General features: G+C 65.4%; 14 protein-coding genes. 9 read left to right on the top strand and 5 right to left on the bottom strand.

Translation table 11 applies throughout. The features are described 5' to 3' along the window. Nucleotides 1–47: 47 nt before the first annotated feature. From AKJ09_RS06745 to AKJ09_RS06720, 6 genes are all read left to right on the top strand, one after another. Nucleotides 48–1,220: a hypothetical protein gene (locus tag AKJ09_RS06745; protein ID WP_146646362.1), complete on the top strand. Its 1,173-nt coding sequence runs from the start codon at nt 48–50 to the stop codon at nt 1,218–1,220. Continuing rightward, entirely contained in the window at nt 1,217–2,434 is a 1,218-nt protein-coding gene (locus AKJ09_RS06740; RefSeq protein ID WP_146646361.1) for a hypothetical protein, read from the top strand. Before AKJ09_RS06745 ends, AKJ09_RS06740 begins: the two co-directional genes overlap by 4 nt. Beyond that, nucleotides 2,431–3,726: a hypothetical protein gene (locus AKJ09_RS06735; RefSeq protein WP_146646360.1), complete on the top strand. Its 1,296-nt coding sequence runs from the start codon at nt 2,431–2,433 to the stop codon at nt 3,724–3,726. Before AKJ09_RS06740 ends, AKJ09_RS06735 begins: the two co-directional genes overlap by 4 nt. Nucleotides 3,727–3,754: 28 nt before the next feature. Beyond that, nucleotides 3,755–5,083: an RCC1 domain-containing protein gene (locus tag AKJ09_RS06730; RefSeq protein WP_169927318.1), complete on the top strand. Its 1,329-nt coding sequence runs from the start codon at nt 3,755–3,757 to the stop codon at nt 5,081–5,083. Further along, on the top strand, nt 5,080–6,882 hold the full coding sequence (locus AKJ09_RS06725) for an IgGFc-binding protein (RefSeq protein ID WP_146646358.1): 1,803 nt from the start codon (nt 5,080–5,082) through the stop codon (nt 6,880–6,882). The genes AKJ09_RS06730 and AKJ09_RS06725 overlap by 4 nt, the downstream gene beginning before the upstream one ends. A gap of 130 nt (nt 6,883–7,012) precedes the next feature. Next, a complete protein-coding gene (locus tag AKJ09_RS06720; protein ID WP_146646357.1) occupies nt 7,013–7,423 on the top strand; it encodes a helix-turn-helix domain-containing protein in 411 nt (136 codons plus the stop codon). A 5-nt stretch (nt 7,424–7,428) separates the two neighbouring features. On the opposite strand, the gene AKJ09_RS06715 is transcribed toward AKJ09_RS06720, so the two are convergent. Next, nucleotides 7,429–8,016: an SRPBCC family protein gene (locus AKJ09_RS06715; protein ID WP_146646356.1), complete on the bottom strand. Its 588-nt coding sequence runs from the start codon at nt 8,014–8,016 to the stop codon at nt 7,429–7,431. Between the two features lie 294 nt (nt 8,017–8,310). On the opposite strand from AKJ09_RS06715, the gene AKJ09_RS06710 reads away from it, so the two are divergent. Genes AKJ09_RS06710 through AKJ09_RS06700 form a run of 3 tightly spaced genes read left to right on the top strand, consistent with a single transcriptional unit; the run spans nt 8,311 to nt 10,196 of the window. Continuing rightward, nucleotides 8,311–9,105, top strand: coding sequence for a class I SAM-dependent methyltransferase (locus AKJ09_RS06710; protein ID WP_146646355.1), 795 nt, complete (start codon nt 8,311–8,313; stop codon nt 9,103–9,105). 42 nt (nt 9,106–9,147) lie between these two features. After that, entirely contained in the window at nt 9,148–9,642 is a 495-nt protein-coding gene (locus AKJ09_RS06705) for a hypothetical protein (protein WP_146646354.1), read from the top strand. Beyond that, nucleotides 9,639–10,196, top strand: coding sequence for a hypothetical protein (locus AKJ09_RS06700; protein ID WP_146646353.1), 558 nt, complete (start codon nt 9,639–9,641; stop codon nt 10,194–10,196). The genes AKJ09_RS06705 and AKJ09_RS06700 overlap by 4 nt, the downstream gene beginning before the upstream one ends. Here AKJ09_RS06700 and AKJ09_RS06695 read toward each other — a convergent pair. The 4 genes from AKJ09_RS06695 to AKJ09_RS06680 form a co-directional block, all read right to left on the bottom strand. After that, a complete protein-coding gene (locus AKJ09_RS06695; RefSeq protein ID WP_146646352.1) occupies nt 10,184–11,122 on the bottom strand; it encodes a Gfo/Idh/MocA family protein in 939 nt (312 codons plus the stop codon). The two genes, AKJ09_RS06700 and AKJ09_RS06695, sit on opposite strands and share 13 nt — an antisense overlap. A gap of 96 nt (nt 11,123–11,218) precedes the next feature. Continuing rightward, the gene (locus AKJ09_RS06690; protein ID WP_146646351.1) at nt 11,219–13,219 is read right to left on the bottom strand and encodes an ATP-binding protein; all 2,001 of its coding nucleotides are present in this window, start codon (nt 13,217–13,219) and stop codon (nt 11,219–11,221) included. 27 nt (nt 13,220–13,246) lie between these two features. Next, a complete protein-coding gene (locus AKJ09_RS06685) occupies nt 13,247–14,008 on the bottom strand; it encodes a M90 family metallopeptidase (protein ID WP_146646350.1) in 762 nt (253 codons plus the stop codon). Between the two features lie 22 nt (nt 14,009–14,030). Beyond that, the gene (locus AKJ09_RS06680; RefSeq protein WP_146646349.1) at nt 14,031–15,281 is read right to left on the bottom strand and encodes an MFS transporter; all 1,251 of its coding nucleotides are present in this window, start codon (nt 15,279–15,281) and stop codon (nt 14,031–14,033) included. Nucleotides 15,282–15,291 lie beyond the last annotated feature (10 nt).

Here is a 15,291-nt window from a genome sequence, read left to right as displayed (position 1 = left end):
AGTCGATGCGTGCGCTTCATTCGTCACGGTGGCGAGTTGCCACTTCGGTGCAAGTCGTTCTTGCAGCGTGCCTTCTCGTGGCCGCGGCATGTGCGGTCGACCAAACCGATCTGGGCGGTGACCCGTCCGTCGCGACGCCGTCGTTCACGCCTGCCGACGGAGGCGACGCCGACGTCGAGGAGCGCGGGCTCACCAATTACTGCCCGTCGAGCGAATGTCCTGCTGGCCACGCCACGTGCCCGGGCTCGCGCTTCGCCTGCGACGTGAACTTCAAGGTCGACGTCAACAACTGTGGCGGCTGCGGGCTCGTCTGCCCGCAGGACACTTACCGAGAGACCTACGATTGCGTCGACGGTCGTTGCCAGATGGCATGCAGGACCGCTCCGCTGACGCTCGACTGCGACGGTGTGGACGACAACGGATGCGAGACGGATTCGGCAACGGGCGACAACTGCGCAGCGTGCGGTGACAAGTGCCCGGACGACAACGCTTGCGTCGATCGTACCGGTTTCGGTGTGATGAAGTGTGGCTGTGAGGCCGGGAAGATCTATTGCCCGTATACGCACTTCCCTCCGTGTACCGACGCGACGGCGGACGACAACAACTGCGGTGCTTGCGGCAACGTGTGCGATCCCACGGGGGGCGGTGGAGTCGATATTCCTTCGCATATGTACGTCGGTTGTTGGGAATCCAAATGTGATACTCTCAAGTGTGACGGCTATTTCGGTGATTGCGACGGACGGCGAGACAATGGTTGCGAGGTCTCGCTCTTCGACGACAACAATTGCGGCGCTTGCGGCAATGCGTGCGCTCCCACGGAGAAGTGCCTTCCTGGTGAATTCGGACAGCCCTTGTGCCTGTGTCCGCCGGGGCAAACCTATTGCTCCAGGGGATGTCTGTTCGGCTCCTGCAGTGGCAAATGCGCTGACCTCAGTTCGGATCTCACCAACTGCGGGGCGTGCGGGATCGCGTGCAGTACGAGCAACGACGAGGCGAGCTTCGCGGTATGCGCGTATGGCTCGTGTGAGCGTCACTGCATCGCCGGAACGGCGGATTGCAACGGGAACCTCTCCGACAGCTGCGAGACCAACACCGACAGCGATCCGCGCAACTGCGGGGCCTGCGGCCATGTCTGCGATGCCATTGCGGGCCAGGCATGCGTCAACGGTCGATGTGTCGTCGAACCTTGTGACCAAGATTCAGGAGTGGTGGCGCGATGAGAGCGAGGATGATTCTCGCCGCGGTCGTGCTCGGCTCGTGCACGTCGATTCTGGCCATGCTCGCGGCGTGTGCAACCGACGACTCGGCATCTCCTCCGTCAGTTGATGCGGGAGCGAACGCGGTTCCGGTCGCCGATGCGGGGCTCGACGTCGATGCCGAAGACGTCGACGCAGGACCGTGCTCGGACTGCGAATGGTTCCCCAAGGACTGCACCGACGACGTCCTGTGCAACGCGGGTCCCTACGATTCGAATAGCCCCGGTGGTCGACTCGACCCCGTCGCGAAGATCACCGTGATTCGCGGGCGATCCCCGTCCGACGTCTGGGCGGCAGGCGAGCTCGGTGCCTTTGCGCATTTCGACGGGACGTCTTGGAGCAAGGTCGAGGTCGACATCCCCGAGAGCTTGCATGCCATCTGGCTTCGCAGTTCGTCCGAGATCACCTTCGGGCGCCTCGAGCATCCCTATACGCGCGGGATGGACGCGGGAACCGACGCCTCGGTCTCCCCCGGAGGATGGTCCGAACAGGTGCCCGGCGTGACGAGCCCGACGTACGGGCCAAACGATGTCATCGTGGGGTCGGCGTGGGCATCCCCTAACGCAGAGTGGCTCTGGACCGCCACGCGCCCCACGGGGAGCGGGTCGCCACCCGGACTCTGGCGTCTTCGCGTCTTGCCCTCGGGCGTCCTCGAGCTCGGCATCGGGGCCACCACCACGCAGTGCGTCCTCGCGACCTGCATTAGGTTGGGCGCCATCCACGGCGCTTCGGCCGACGAGCTCTGGGCCGTTGGACAAGACGGAGCGACCGTCCGTGTCACCGCCGCGGACACCGATTCGCCGGTGGTCGACCAATTCAACAGCCAGACGCGAAGCCGGCTCGAGGGCGTTTGGCAATTTTCGTCTTCGAACGTCTGGTCCGTCGGCTATTCGGGAACGGTCCGTCATTACGGCGGTCAGGGGAGGGTTTGGGACGTCGTGAGTGACGTGCCCACGAGCACCAATCTCCACGCCATTACCGCCACCTCACCGTCCGACATCTGGGTCGTCGGTGACGCCAGTACCGTTCTGCACTTCGACGGAACGAGCTGGACACGCGTGAAGATCGCCGGGCTCGGCTCACGACGACCGGACCTCGTGTCGGCATGGTCGCCGTCGCCCGGTCGCGTGTGGATTGGCGGGCAGGGCGTTCTTCTCTCTCTCGGAGCAAAGCCATGACGAGGCGCTTTTTCTCTATCGGCGCGTCTCTTGCTCTGTCCCTCGCCGCCGTCTCGATGGCTTGCAGCTCAGACGAAGACGCGGCCGGCGGGCCAGAGCCGCAAGGTGACGCCGGTGTCTCGACGTTCATCGACAGCTCGTCGGCCGACGACGTCACGACCTCCCCGCTCGACGCAGGCGCGGACAGTGCGTTGTGCAGCCCAGCGGGATGGTGCGAAACGTCCCTGCCCGACGTCGATCTCGAGTTCAAGGACGTCTGGGTGTTCGATGGTCGTGCATTCGCGGTGGCGGAGAGCCCAACGAACGGCATCAAAGTCCTCGAGTGGACCGACGCGGCGGGCGCATGGACGTACATCGACGATGGGACGCAGAACGAGCCCGGGCTCGGCAAGTACTCGGCCGGCATCTGGGCGCCGAACGAGAACGAAGTCTATTACGCGGCTGCGCCATCGTTCGTTTATCACGGCAAGCGTGAATCGTCGGGATGGACGTGGTCGCGCTCGCTGCTCGAGGACCATAGCCCCGATGCCGACGGTGGGACTCCCCACGATCACGGTCGTCCGTTCGACCGTGCGCGAGGCATCGCTGCGCCCGCGCTCGGCGTCTGGGGCACGAGTGCCAACGAGGTGTATGCCTGGTATGCGAATACGATTTATCGGTGGAAGAGCGAGAGCAGTTCGGCTCCTGCGTGGACTGCCGAATACGTCGTCGATACGGTCGACGACCCTGCCGAACACGTGTTCTTCCTTGGAGCCGCGGGGACTGATTCGAACGGCGTTTGGTTCGCGGCCGCGCGCGATCGGTATCCGACGGGCGGTTCCTGTGTGGTTCTCGTCCATCGAACGGCGCAAGGCTACGAGCGCATCGTCGACGGCACGGTGTCGGGCATGAGTTGCGAAGCTCTCGACGGTGGCGCGGCCTTCGGCGGTCCCGACGGATGGCTGACGAATCTCCAGGTCTCGCCGGCCGGGCAGGTGACGGGCCTCAAGGGCGCGCGTGACGTCGCGCGTATGGCGAGCGATCTCTCGACGACCTTCGCGACGGTGCCTCAGACACTCTCCGCCGCTGCCGCGAGCTCGCTCTGGATGGATCCGGATGCCCAGCCGTGGCTCTCGAGCCAAGCATTCGTCCTCCGTGGTCGAGACGTCTTCCAGGCTGGGGGCTTCGAGATCTCCAGCATCTCGCTCCGCGGCGGGCCTCTGTCACGACCGATGAATCGCGTTCGAGGAAGTTCCAACCACAATCTCTGGGCTGTCGGAGTTCGCTATGCGCTTCACAAGACGACGCCTTGACCGACAGCGCTCGGCGGCGGCGCTCGCGATGGTCGCCTTTTCCGCCGCGGGTCTGGCTGCCGTCAGTTGTTCGAGCAGCAACGACGAGCGACCGACGTTCGAAGCCGAAGATGCTTCGCGCGAGGCGTCGGTTCCGCCGACTTCGGATGATGCCGAGGTTCCGGATGCCCTGACGTCACGCGACGCGTCCTTCGACGCCGCCGCTCTCGCCGTCTCCTGCACCTCCGATCCGTGTGCAACGTCGCTCGTGACGACGCTGGGCACGAGCGACACCGACGGCGCCGAAGGGTTCTGTGCTCTCCTTCGCGACGGTACCGTCGCTTGCTGGGGGGCAAACCAAGCGGGGCAACTCGGTCGCGCCGACGAAGCGGGCGCCCTCGATAGCCCTTCGCCGGCGCGCGTCGTTGGTCTCACGAACATCGTTCGCCTCGAGCACACCTGCGCGATCGACGCCGACGGCGGCGTTTTCTGCTGGGGGACGGGACCGTTCTTGCAGAGCGATGCGCAGGTGACATCCACGGAACGTACGCCGGTCAAGTTGCCGATTCCCTCGGCTTCTTACATGGGATTCTCGCCTATCGCGGCGTGCGCCGAGCTTGCCGACGGCCCCGTTTGCTGGGGCTCCAACACGCTGGCGCAAGTTGCGGCGTGGACCAACCCTCACCCACCTGCCTTTCTTGCGCCGAGCCCCGTCGCGACACCCAATACGACGCCAGTTCGAAATCTGTACATGGCCAATGCCACGTTCCGATTGCACGATGACGGCATCGTCGACAGTTGGGGCGCGAATCCGGCGATTGCGCGAGAGTCGTCCCTCGCTCCGGACCCGTATCCTGCGAAGCTCGCGCTCGAGCCTGTCTCGCATATCGACGTCGTGGCCTCGAACGGATGCGCGGTATCGCTCGGTATCGGGTATTGCTGGGGCGCGCCGATCCCGGAAGCGAAGTTCTCGTTCAAGCCGGACAACTTGTTCGACCGTGCCTTACCAGAGCCGGTCATCGTCCCGGAGCCGGTCCATCGGATCGCGACGACCAACCACGTGGTCACGACCGTGCTCGGCGACAAGATTATCCAACCCCAGCGCTGGTGCGCCGTCGGCGCCTCGGGAGCCTTGTTTTGCTGGGGATTCAACGCCAGCGGTCAAGCGGGTGATGGAACGCAGCACTACGCGTCTGAGGCTGTCAAAGTCGTCAGCCTCGCTGCGCCGGCGGCCGACGTGAAGACGACGCCGAACGCGACCTGCGCGCTCCTCACGACCGGCAAGGTCCATTGTTGGGGAAGCAACTTTTACGGACAACTGGGGACCGGCAAGCTCAAAGCGTCGAGTCTCGTTCCGCAGGAAGTCGTATTGCCATGAAGCCGTCGCAGCTGTATCGGAGCGTTGCCGCCATTGTCTTTACGTGCACGGCGCTTGCGGCGGGCGCGTGCGGAAAAGAAAAGTCGAACGGCTTTGGAGAACAACAGGGCGGATTCAATGGCGACGCGGGAGTGGAGGCATCGGATTGCCGATTCACTTGTTCGCTCGATGGTCGCTCGGTCATTCAATCGTGTACGGGCGAAGTCGTGACGACGTGCGCGCCGGAACAGGCATGTGGAGCGGCGCTTTGCCAAGCACCGTGTGCGGCCGCTGCTGCCGACAGAAGCTCGAACGGTTGCGAGTTCTATTTCCAATCGCCGCGCGTCGTGAAGAACGAACCTCAGTCGTGTCATGCGGCGTTCATCGTCAACACCTCGGCCCAGGCGGTCGACCTGACTCTCGAGCTCGAGGGCCAGGCGCTCGATATTGGCCACGCGCTCTTCTACACGCAACCGGGCAGCCCGACGCTCTATCCGAAGGAAGGTCCCATTCAGCCTGGTGAGAGCGTCGTTCTCTTCGTGTCCGATCGTAATCCGGCTGTGCCGCTGACGCAAAGCGAAGCCTTCAGCTACATCGGGTGCCCAAAGGGCGCCAAGGCCGCGACACTCGAGGACCCGGTGCCCGACGGCTCGGGCATTGGCAGCGCGTTTCGCATGTCCTCGACCTCTCCGGTGAGCGTCACGTCGATGTACCCGTTCGGGGGCGCGTTGAGCTACGTGCCGTCAGCGACGTTGCTGCTCCCCGTCGCTGCGTGGGCGAAGGAGAACATCGTCGTCAACGGTTGGGAGGCGTCGGTGACGGGTTATCCGAGCGCTCAGATCGTCGCTTCGGAGGACGACACCGAAATCACCATCGTACCGAGCACCGACCTCCGACCAGCGGCGGGAATACCGTCGGGGTTGGCGCACGTTCCGGTGACCATCAAGATCGACAAGGGCCAGTTTTTGCAGCTCGTGCAGAGTTCGGAGCTCTCGGGCAGCATCGTGACATCGACCAAGCCTACGAGCGTCTTCGGTGGACAGTCGTGCGCGCTGGTGCCCTCGAACGCCGAGGGGGCATGTGACACGATGAGCCAGCAGCTCCCTGCGTATCAGCAGTGGGGCTCGGAATACGCTGCGGTCGGCTACCGACCGAGGACGGGCAACGAGAACGAGCAGATGCCGTATCGTGTCGTCGCGGCTCGCGACGGCACGCGGCTCGACTACGATCCAACGATTCCGCCGGGCGCACCGACGGAACTCGCAGCGGGAGAGGTCGCCACATTCCCAGCGGGTGTCGGAGATGCCTTCACGGTCCGCACCCAGGACTCCGAGCATCCGCTCTATGTCGCGGCGTACATGAGCGCGAACGCCGGCCACTACAACGGCAACCCTGCCTTCGGCGGTCGAGGGGATCCGGAGTTCGTCAACGTCGTCCCGGCGGGCCAGTACCTGAATTCGTACAGCTTCTACGCCGATCCGACGTACGCGGAGACATCGCTCGTCGTCATCCGTGCGAAAACCATGGGCAGCGATCCCAAGTTCGAGGATGTCTGGCTTGAGTGCGCGGGGACCCTGACCGGCTGGAAGCCCATCGGCACCCGCGGTCAGTACGAATGGCTTCGCATCGACCTCACCAAGGACTACCGGCCCGGCACGACGTTCGAAGCGGGTGTCTGCCAGAGTGGCCTCCAGCGGATGAAGAGTGAAGGCCCGTTCACGGCCACTCTCTGGGGCTGGGATCGCTTCGCGAGCTATGCCGCGCCGGGCGGCATGGCCCAGCGCAAGCTCGTGACGCAGCCCCTTCCGCCCGTTCGCTGAGGCTCCCTTCCCTGGGAATCGTGAGCAATTTCAGCGACTCGTGGCGCCGCGCGGAAAAACTTTGCAACGTACGTCACTTTTTCGCGCGACTTGGGCCTTCTGCCGGTGTCCCCCGAGCAGAAGGTCCAACATGAGCACCCGCCTCGCCCTGAGCCGCCTCCTCGACGATGCCGAAGTCCCTGCGGAGATTGGCCAAACCGCACGCGTGTTGGCGCTTTCCGTTCGCACGCTCCAGCGGCGTCTGCGCGCCGAGGGCACGTCGTTCGAGCGCGAGGTCTGGAACTCCCGGGTCAGGCGCGCGCAGCGCTTGATGCTCGAGACCGATCTGCCGCTCTCCCGCGTCGCGCAGGATGCCGGCTTTGTCTCGCTCTCACGACTGAGCGTCGTGTTCCGGCGCATCATCGGCACGACGCCTTCGGCTTGGCGTCGTGAGCGTCGGGAGTCCGTGGTGGCCGAGCAAGAGCCGGAAAACACCGCGTCGTTGCTCAGCGTCGGTGTTCGCATGCTGGCCGAGCCGCAGGTTCTCCTCGCGACGGCGTGACATCATCAGTCGTGGGCGTTGACGCGGGCCGCCTCGTTCGCGCTCGTGGTGCTCGTGGTGGCCGTGTTCGATTCGGCGACGGTCTTCATCGCCGCGAGGCCCTTCTCGAAGTCTGCGCCGATCATCTTGTCCATGTCCACGAAGAGAGCGAACGCCTTCGAGATGAAGTTGTTCTCGCCGTCCATGGCCCACGTTACCTTCGTGCCGCTCGCGGAAGGAGCGAACGTGAACGTCGCCTGGTTCGTGGCCGCGAAGGGCTTGGTGAACTCGAGCTTGATGCCGATCTCGGAAGAGGGGGTGCTCTTCTCGATCGTCATGCGGCCTTCGCCGACCTTCTCGTTGCCCTTCCAGCCGTAGACGGCGCCCTTGCCCGACGTCGGGCCCTCGAAGGTGCGCGTCACCTGCGGATCCAACTTGTCGTAGGGCGACCAGGCGGCCCACGCGTGGAAGTCGTTGACTTGCGCGAACGGGCGGTCGGGCGACGTGGCGATCTCGATCGAGCGCTCGATGTGGAACTGCGCCGGGCGCGTGGCGACCACGACGACGAAGAGGGCGACGACGACGGCGAGACCGATGAGAACTTTGCGGAGCATGTGAACCTTCCCTGTGAGTCGGCCAACCATCAGGCCTTCATCGTCTCGACGATCGACGTCCGGCCGGATCGACACGGTCCCCGATCTTTTTCGAGAAAGCAATCTAAGTGCTCGAAATGATTGTTGGATACTGAGGGCCAAACGGACCTCCGAACGCTACCGGATGCCATCCTCCGTACGGTCGCGTTGCTCGAGGCGCTAGCCGCTTCGCGTCGCGGCGAAAGACAACGCGGGTCCCGAGGGAGTCTCCTCGCAAGCGCGACCTTTGTCCTCTACGTTGGTTCTGGCATTCCCATGCGCTCCGAGGAGGGCTCGATGATGTCGGTCGACGTGAAGAACCGGGAGGTCTTCGGAAGGCGTGACGTCGTCCGCTTCTACGCCTCGCAAGATGCGCTGCAGGGAGCCGAGGCGGCCTTTCTCGCCTCCATGACGGAGCAGTTGCCCACGCTGCGTATGCTCGACGTCGGAATCGGCGGCGGACGCACCACTGCGCATTTCGCGCCGCTCGCGCGCGAGTACGTCGGCATCGACTACGCCCCCGAGATGGTCGAGGCCGCTCGACGGCGCTTCGCCGAAGCACGCTTCGCGCTCGACGTCGCCGACGCGCGTGCACTTCCGTATCCGGCCGAGCGCTTCGACATGGTCCTCTTCTCGCATTGTGGCATCGACTACGTTCCCCACGAGGAGCGACTGTCGGTCATTCGCGAAATCCGCCGCGTGCTCACGCCGAATGGGGCCTTCTGTTTTTCGACGCACAACCTCCAGCGAGCCCGTTCGCTCTTGCACGGCACGTCGAGCGAAACGCTCATCGCCCGCATGGCGAACTCGCTTCGCCGTCGTCGCCTACGGAAGCTGAACGAGCCGATCGAGCTGCTCGGCGAGCGACCGCACGCCATGGTCAACGACGGGGCGTTTCGGTTCGGGGCGGTCACGTATCACATTCGTCCCTCGGCCCAGGTCGAGCAGCTTCGAGCCTGCGGCTTCGACGACGTGACGGTGTCGTCCGCCCGCACCGGCGAGCCGCTCTCGCGCTCCGAATGCGCCACGACCGACGAGCCGTGGCTTTCGTACCGCTGCGTCGCGGCCTGAACGGAGCGCTGGTCCGCGGCGTGCATGGTGTCATAGGTGCCCATGCGACCACTCATCGAGTCGTGCTTCGTCGCGCTTCTCTGTGTCTCGGGGGTGATGGCCGGATGCGACACCCTCGGATCCATCGCCGTGTCGGCCGGAGACTTCGCCGGAGCCAAGGCGGACGTTCATTGTGACCGTCGGTTCGTGACCGGCGATGGGCAGCCGGCGTCGTTCTGCCAGGAAGTCGTCGCCACCGTCGCAGCCAGTGAGTTCTCGGACGATTGCCGTGCGAAGCACCAGGCTACCGCGGGGCCAGGTAAGTGCCCGCGCGAGCGTGTTATTGCAGGATGCAAGCTTTTGAAGAAGAACGGTGACGACTCGCTCGTCTACGATTGGTACTACGACGTCTCGGACATCCTCGCCGATGCAGGGCCGAACGCCGGGCCCGACGGCGGGCCTACGTTCGAAAAGCCTGCCGTGACGGTCGACGACGTTGCTGCGAGCTGTGCGGATCCTTCGCGCTACGAAGACGGTGCCGAGCTGGTCATGCCATGACGCTCGCCCTCGCCCTCGTGCTCGCGCCGCTCCTCTTGGCAACCTCGGCAACCTCGCCAACCGCGTCAACCGCGTCCGCCGTCCCGGGGCCCCCGCCGACGTCGTCACCGCCCGCGTCGAACCTCGTGTTCGCCGAGGCGCTCGGCAACGGCCTTCTTTACTCGATCGACTACGAGCGCATGGTCGACGCCTGGAATCTCGGCTTTCGCGCGGGCTTCAGCTTCTTCACGTACGGCGTGTCGAGCTACGGCGGCAGCGGCAATCTCACGCTCGTCTCGGCGCCGCTGGTTGCGAGCTGGTACTACGGCCCGAAGAGCCACAAGCTGCAGCTCGGGCTCGGCGCGACGATTCTCTATCTCGGCGGGAGCAGCGACTCGCAGGGGACCGAGTTCGCGGGCGATCGTGCCGGGCTCGGCGTCGCGGCGACCGGCGTGGTCGGGTATCGCTTCGTCCCGCGCGACGGCGGATTCTCGTTCGGGCTCGGGTTCACGCCGCTCGTGCGGACGAGCAGTTTCCTCGCGTGGGGCGGGGCCAACGTCGGCTACGCGTTCTGAGTGCTCGCTTCGTAGACGCGGTAGATCGCTCGATGAGCCGGCGCGGCGTCGGCGATCGTCGGAGCGTCAGGCGAGCCGCGAAGCGCGGCGCCTACGAAGGGTACGAGGAGCGGTCCGACCAGAAGGCCGGTTGTCTCGCACTCGAGCAATCGGAGCCGACGAGCCTGATCGTTCGTCGCGCAGTCCCATTGCACGTAGCCGGCCGTCGGGTCGGCTTCGCTGCCCTCGATTTCGGCGCAGACCCCGTTTCCGCAGAACGAAAGCCGCGTGCGGTCGCGTGGTGCGCTCGACGTTAGACGCAACGAGATTCGGCTCCCTCGCGACGTGACGAACCAGGCGCAGGCGCTCGTCTCGCGCTCGGTCGGCGCACGCGTTCCCGAGGCACTCGCGACCTCGTCTCCGAGGGCGTAGAGAGCGGCGTCGACCGCGTGGATGCCGACGGAAAGGAGCATTCCGCACCCCCAGTTCGGGCGGCTCTGGAAGTAGGCGTCGTCACGCTGCCACGTGAGGTCGACGTTCACGCTCGGTGCTTCGCCGAGCTCGCCAGCCGCGATCGCGGCACGAATCGCTCGAAGGCCGCGCCCGAAGCGCCACTGGAGTGCGGAATAGCAGTGCGACAGACCGGAGATCCGATCGAGCTCGTGTTCGTCGAGAGCAATGGGTTTCTCGAGCAGTACGACGCGCCCTTCACGGGCAAACATGGCGGCTTGCTCGGCGTGGAAGCTCGGTGGGCTGCAGATCGCAATCACCTCGGCATCGCCGGTGTCGTCGCTTCGCGGCGCAATCGAGGCGTGCAAGAGCTCGGCGAGCGCTCTCGCCTTGTGTTGGTCGGGATCGTACACCGCGTCGATGGTCACCCCATGCGCCTTGAGCGAAAGGCCATGAAGCAGCCCGGCGCTGCCCGCGCCGAGAATTGCAGCTCGCATGACGACACCATGGGGCTACGCCACGTCGCGAACAAATGACGTCAGCTGACGTATTGCCCCAGGACACGGGCGTCGCGATTGGCACAGTTTGGCCCGTCAGGAGATGCGCGCGAACGAAACCGCCGGGTCGAGCAGGTAGCCGTCGTCACGCGTGAGCAGCTCCTTGGCGAGCCCCAGTCCGCGCAGGCGTCGAATGATCGAGTAGACGCGCAGCATGCCGGCGTCGTGACGCATCTTTTCTTCCGGCCACCCGGCGAGCAGCACGTCGTCGGCCGAGATGGCGGAGCCCGGCGACGTCATGCGGGCTTCGACGAGCGCCTCGAGCACGCGCCGGAGCGGTCCGTGACGTGCGAGATCGTGATGGGTTCCGTCCGGCGCGATCGCGAATCGTGCCTCAGTGGCCACGGACCAGCCTTTCGGCGTCACGGGCGACGGAGGCTCCGGAATGGCGACGCCGGCGGCGATGGCCGCAGCACGTGCGCGAACACGCAGGGCTTCGGCTTCGGTCTCCTTTCCACTGGCAGACTCGACGTGCGCGAGGAGGGCCAGGTCGATCGCCTCGCGCCAGCGCTGACCTCGTTTGGCGTGATGCTCGGCCGACGCCGTCAGCGCCTCGCGGTACGAAGGGGCGTCGAACTCGGCCCCGACGAGCCGGATCATGTCTTCCACCTTGCGCTGGCGAAGCGCGTCTTTCTGGCCGACGTGGATCGCGCGCGCGAGGGCAAGCTTCTGCGCGCCCGTCTCGCGTCGACCGAGGAAGGTATGGGCGAGGCCGGAAGCGGCGAACGCGTCAGCCTGTCCGCGAACGTCACCCGCGAGCGCGTGCGCCTCGAGGGCTTCGTCGAGAGCCACGAGCGCCTCCTCGGGAGCGCCCGATGCGATGTGCGCCCATCCGAGCGTGCGCTTTGCCTCGGCGGCGAGATTCGCATCGGTTGCCTTCGCGACTGCCTCTTCGGCGTCGGCACGTGCGCCTTCCGGTGGACCGACCTCCAAGCGTGCGCGGGCTCGGAGAACACGTGATCGCGTTTGGAGAGCCGCGTTCGTCGTTCGATCGGCCGCTTCGACCGCGACGTCGAAACGCGGATCGCGAAGATCGATGGCCTCGCGAAAGAGAATCGCGTCGAAGAGCGAGAGAAATGAACGCGCCACGAGCTGGGGTTCAGTGGTCGCGTTCATGGCGGCAAGGACGTCGGGAGCGATGGCCTCGAGCTCGTCGAGTGCAGTTTCGGCGCCCTCGCCATAGGTCTTCGACGCCAGTGACTCGGCGCGCGAGAGAACGTGACGCGCATGGCGCCGGAGCACCTCGCGATCGTCGAGCTTCGTCCGCGCGAACGCACGCACCACGCGAAGCATGCCGAGTCGTACCGAACCCGGGCCGAGCACGCGGAAGAGCAGCGAACGTGCGAGAAGCGCCTCGACGAGGTCGATGTCGCCGACCACCTCTTCGAATGACTCGGCGGTGAACGTTCCCTCGAAGACCGACGCCGAAACCAGGGCATTGCGTTCGGCCTCCGAGAGGAGCTCGAACGACGACGACAGGGCTCGTTCGAGTGGCTTTCCGAGTGCCTTCACCGGATCGTCGAGCCGGCGGGCGAGCTCCGCGAGGCCGAGCACCGAGGCTCGCCGGGCGGCCAGCTCGATGACCAGAGGAATTCCCTCGAGCTTGTCGACCAGCGCTTCGAGCGCCTCGTTCTTCACCACGACGTCGGCGGCGAGCGTTCGAAACAGCGTCGCGGCGTCGTTGCGCTCGAGCGGACCGAGCGTGACGATCGTCTCACCCTGGAGGCCGAGGGGCGCGGGCGACACCACGATCACGCGCGAGCCCGCGCGCACGGCGTTCTCGACGGCGGCTTTCGTTCGACTAGGCGTCGCGTCACGTCCGTCGACGATGGTGACGGCTGCCTTCTTCGAAACGCGCGGCGAGCGCTGGGAGGGATCGAGCGTCACGATCGATCCCGCTCCTGCCACGCTCGAAGCGACTTCTCGGGCGAGGGTCGATTTCCCCATTCCTGCCGAGCCACAGACGAGCAGGACACTTCCGTTTCGAAGTGCTGCGATGCTCGCGTCGATCTCGCGGTCCCGCCCGATCATCGCCATGACCGAGCACCATAGCGGAAACCGCCTTCAGAGCTCGGCGGGGTCGAGTCGATAGAAGGAGGCGAGCTCCTGATAGAGCGCCGGATGGCGCGCTCGCAAAACGCTCGGCCGCTCGAAGAATGCTTCGGTCACGACCGCGAAAAACTCGGCGGGATTCGTGGCCGCGTACGCATCGATGTCGCTCGCCAGACCGCGCTGCAGCTGCTCGCCGAGCGCTTGGTATTCCTCCGAGAAGACCTGGGCCCAGGCGCGGTAGCTCTTGCGGCTCCCGAGGCTCGGCGCGCCGTCGACGTTGCCGTCTTCGGCGTCGAGCTGGTGGGCGAACTCGTGGAGAACCACGTTTCTGCCCGTCTGGTGGCTGCGAACGTCGCGCTCGACTTCGTCCCAGACGAGGATGACGAGACCACGCTGCCACGATTCACCGAGACGAGCCTCGGGACCCTCGATGACCACCGCTCCGTCGCGATGAACCGCGTCGACGACGTAGGTGTGCGGGTACACCACGATGGTCTCGAGGTCGGGATAGACCTCGGTGTCGCGGTGAAGGAGCAGCAGGCACGCCTGCGCGGCGATCGTCGTGCGGATCTCGTCGTCGATGACGAGACCTCCGGCGCCTTCGAACGTCTTCTCGTGAAGGAAGACCTGGATGTCCTGTTCGAGCTCGCGCCGATCTTCGGCCGACAGGCGCGGATAAAGATGCACCGCGCGCTCCACCCACGGACGGAGCTCGTCGGGAAAGGGGAGCGCGCGAATCGCTTCGTGGCGACGCTTCTTCAGGAACTCGAACATCGTTCGGCGATCGGGGGGGTGCTCAGTGGGCGGGCGGAGCCGTGGGCTGCGCCGCGGGCGTTCGTGAGGCGAGGCGGTTGACGTTGCCCATCAGGAGCAAGGTGACGGCCATGGTCCCACAAACCGTCCAGCCGAGCTGCGGGTATCCATCGAGCGGCGAGGTGGTCGTGGCCTGGTGCACGATGACGCCGGCAAACCAGGCCGCCACGCCGCCCGAGAGCTGCTGCAGTGACGAGTTGACCGACATGAATGCGCCGCGATCGGCGAGCTCGGGCAGCGCCGAGGTAAGCGCGAACGACGACACCATGCGCGCCGAGATGCCGATGAACATGACGACGTTCAGCACGATGACGGCGACCAGCGACGCCTTCACCAGGTTCGTGTACCAGAAGACCATCGTTCCGGTCAGCACGGTGCCGAAGAAGAACATGCGGTACTTGCCGACCGAGTCGCTCAGGCGTCCGAGGATCGGACCGGCGACGATCGAGCTCAAGCCCGTCACCATGTAGATCGCGGGCAGCTTCTCGAGCGGGATGCCGAGGTTCTGAACGAGGAACGTGCTTCCGAACGGCATGAGCATGAAGCCGCCGGTTGCGAGGAGCATCGTCGAGGCGAAACCGGCGACGTAACGCGGATTCGTAGCCGTGCGAGCGAGGTGCTCGAGGGGATTGCGCCCGTGCTTCTTCGCGACCTCGAGGTGGCCCGTCACCGGCTGGAGCTTGAGCACGATGGCAACGCCGGCGAGGAGGCTCACGCCGACGATCATCAGGAACGGCGCGTGCCAGCCGAAGTGCGTCGCGAGGTAGAGCCCGATCGGGATGCCGAGGATCTGACTGGCGGCGAACGCCGTCTGGACGAGGCCCATCACGCGTCCGCGCATCGAGAGCGGAAACAGGTCCGCGATGATGGCGAAGCTGATCGAACCGATCACGCCGCCGAAGAGGCCGGTGATGATGCGCGCGGCGAGAAGAAACTCGTAGGTCGGCGCGATCCCGCAGAGCAGCGTCCCGATGACGAAGCCTGCGTAGAAGAAGAGGAGAAAGCGCCGACGATCGAAGCGATCGGCGAAGCCTGCGGCGAGAAGACCCGAGCTTCCGGCACTGAACGCGTAGGCCGACACGACCAGGCCGAACTGCGGCGGCTTGATGTCCAGCTGCTGGAGCAGCATGGCTCCGAGCGGCGATAGAATCATGAAGTCGAGGACGACCGTGAACTGTAGGAACGCCAGAAGCGCGACTACGAACTTCTGGTAGCTGGTGAACGTCTCTTTCATGAGCTCCGCC

The sequence above is a fragment of the Labilithrix luteola genome (assembly GCF_001263205.1).
Taxonomy (GTDB): Bacteria; Myxococcota_A; Polyangia; order Polyangiales; family Polyangiaceae; genus Labilithrix; species Labilithrix luteola.
The sequence above is the reverse complement of the archived record's forward strand: the minus strand, read 5'-3'. Positions and strand labels throughout refer to the sequence as shown.

Bases quoted from the DNA above. Each gene is read 5' to 3' on its own strand.
- AKJ09_RS06740 (WP_146646361.1), top strand. From the start codon at position 1,217: ATGAGAGCGAGGATGATTCTCGCCGCGGTCGTGCTCGGCTCGTGCACG.
- AKJ09_RS06735 (WP_146646360.1), top strand. From the start codon at position 2,431: ATGACGAGGCGCTTTTTCTCTATCGGCGCGTCTCTTGCTCTGTCCCTC.
- AKJ09_RS06730 (WP_169927318.1), top strand. From the start codon at position 3,755: ATGGTCGCCTTTTCCGCCGCGGGTCTGGCTGCCGTCAGTTGTTCGAGC.
- AKJ09_RS06725 (WP_146646358.1), top strand. From the start codon at position 5,080: ATGAAGCCGTCGCAGCTGTATCGGAGCGTTGCCGCCATTGTCTTTACG.
- AKJ09_RS06720 (WP_146646357.1), top strand. From the start codon at position 7,013: ATGAGCACCCGCCTCGCCCTGAGCCGCCTCCTCGACGATGCCGAAGTC.
- AKJ09_RS06715 (WP_146646356.1), bottom strand. From the start codon at position 8,016: ATGCTCCGCAAAGTTCTCATCGGTCTCGCCGTCGTCGTCGCCCTCTTC.
- AKJ09_RS06710 (WP_146646355.1), top strand. From the start codon at position 8,311: ATGCGCTCCGAGGAGGGCTCGATGATGTCGGTCGACGTGAAGAACCGG.
- AKJ09_RS06705 (WP_146646354.1), top strand. From the start codon at position 9,148: ATGCGACCACTCATCGAGTCGTGCTTCGTCGCGCTTCTCTGTGTCTCG.
- AKJ09_RS06700 (WP_146646353.1), top strand. From the start codon at position 9,639: ATGACGCTCGCCCTCGCCCTCGTGCTCGCGCCGCTCCTCTTGGCAACC.
- AKJ09_RS06695 (WP_146646352.1), bottom strand. From the start codon at position 11,122: ATGCGAGCTGCAATTCTCGGCGCGGGCAGCGCCGGGCTGCTTCATGGC.
- AKJ09_RS06690 (WP_146646351.1), bottom strand. From the start codon at position 13,219: ATGGCGATGATCGGGCGGGACCGCGAGATCGACGCGAGCATCGCAGCA.
- AKJ09_RS06685 (WP_146646350.1), bottom strand. From the start codon at position 14,008: ATGTTCGAGTTCCTGAAGAAGCGTCGCCACGAAGCGATTCGCGCGCTC.
- AKJ09_RS06680 (WP_146646349.1), bottom strand. From the start codon at position 15,281: ATGAAAGAGACGTTCACCAGCTACCAGAAGTTCGTAGTCGCGCTTCTG.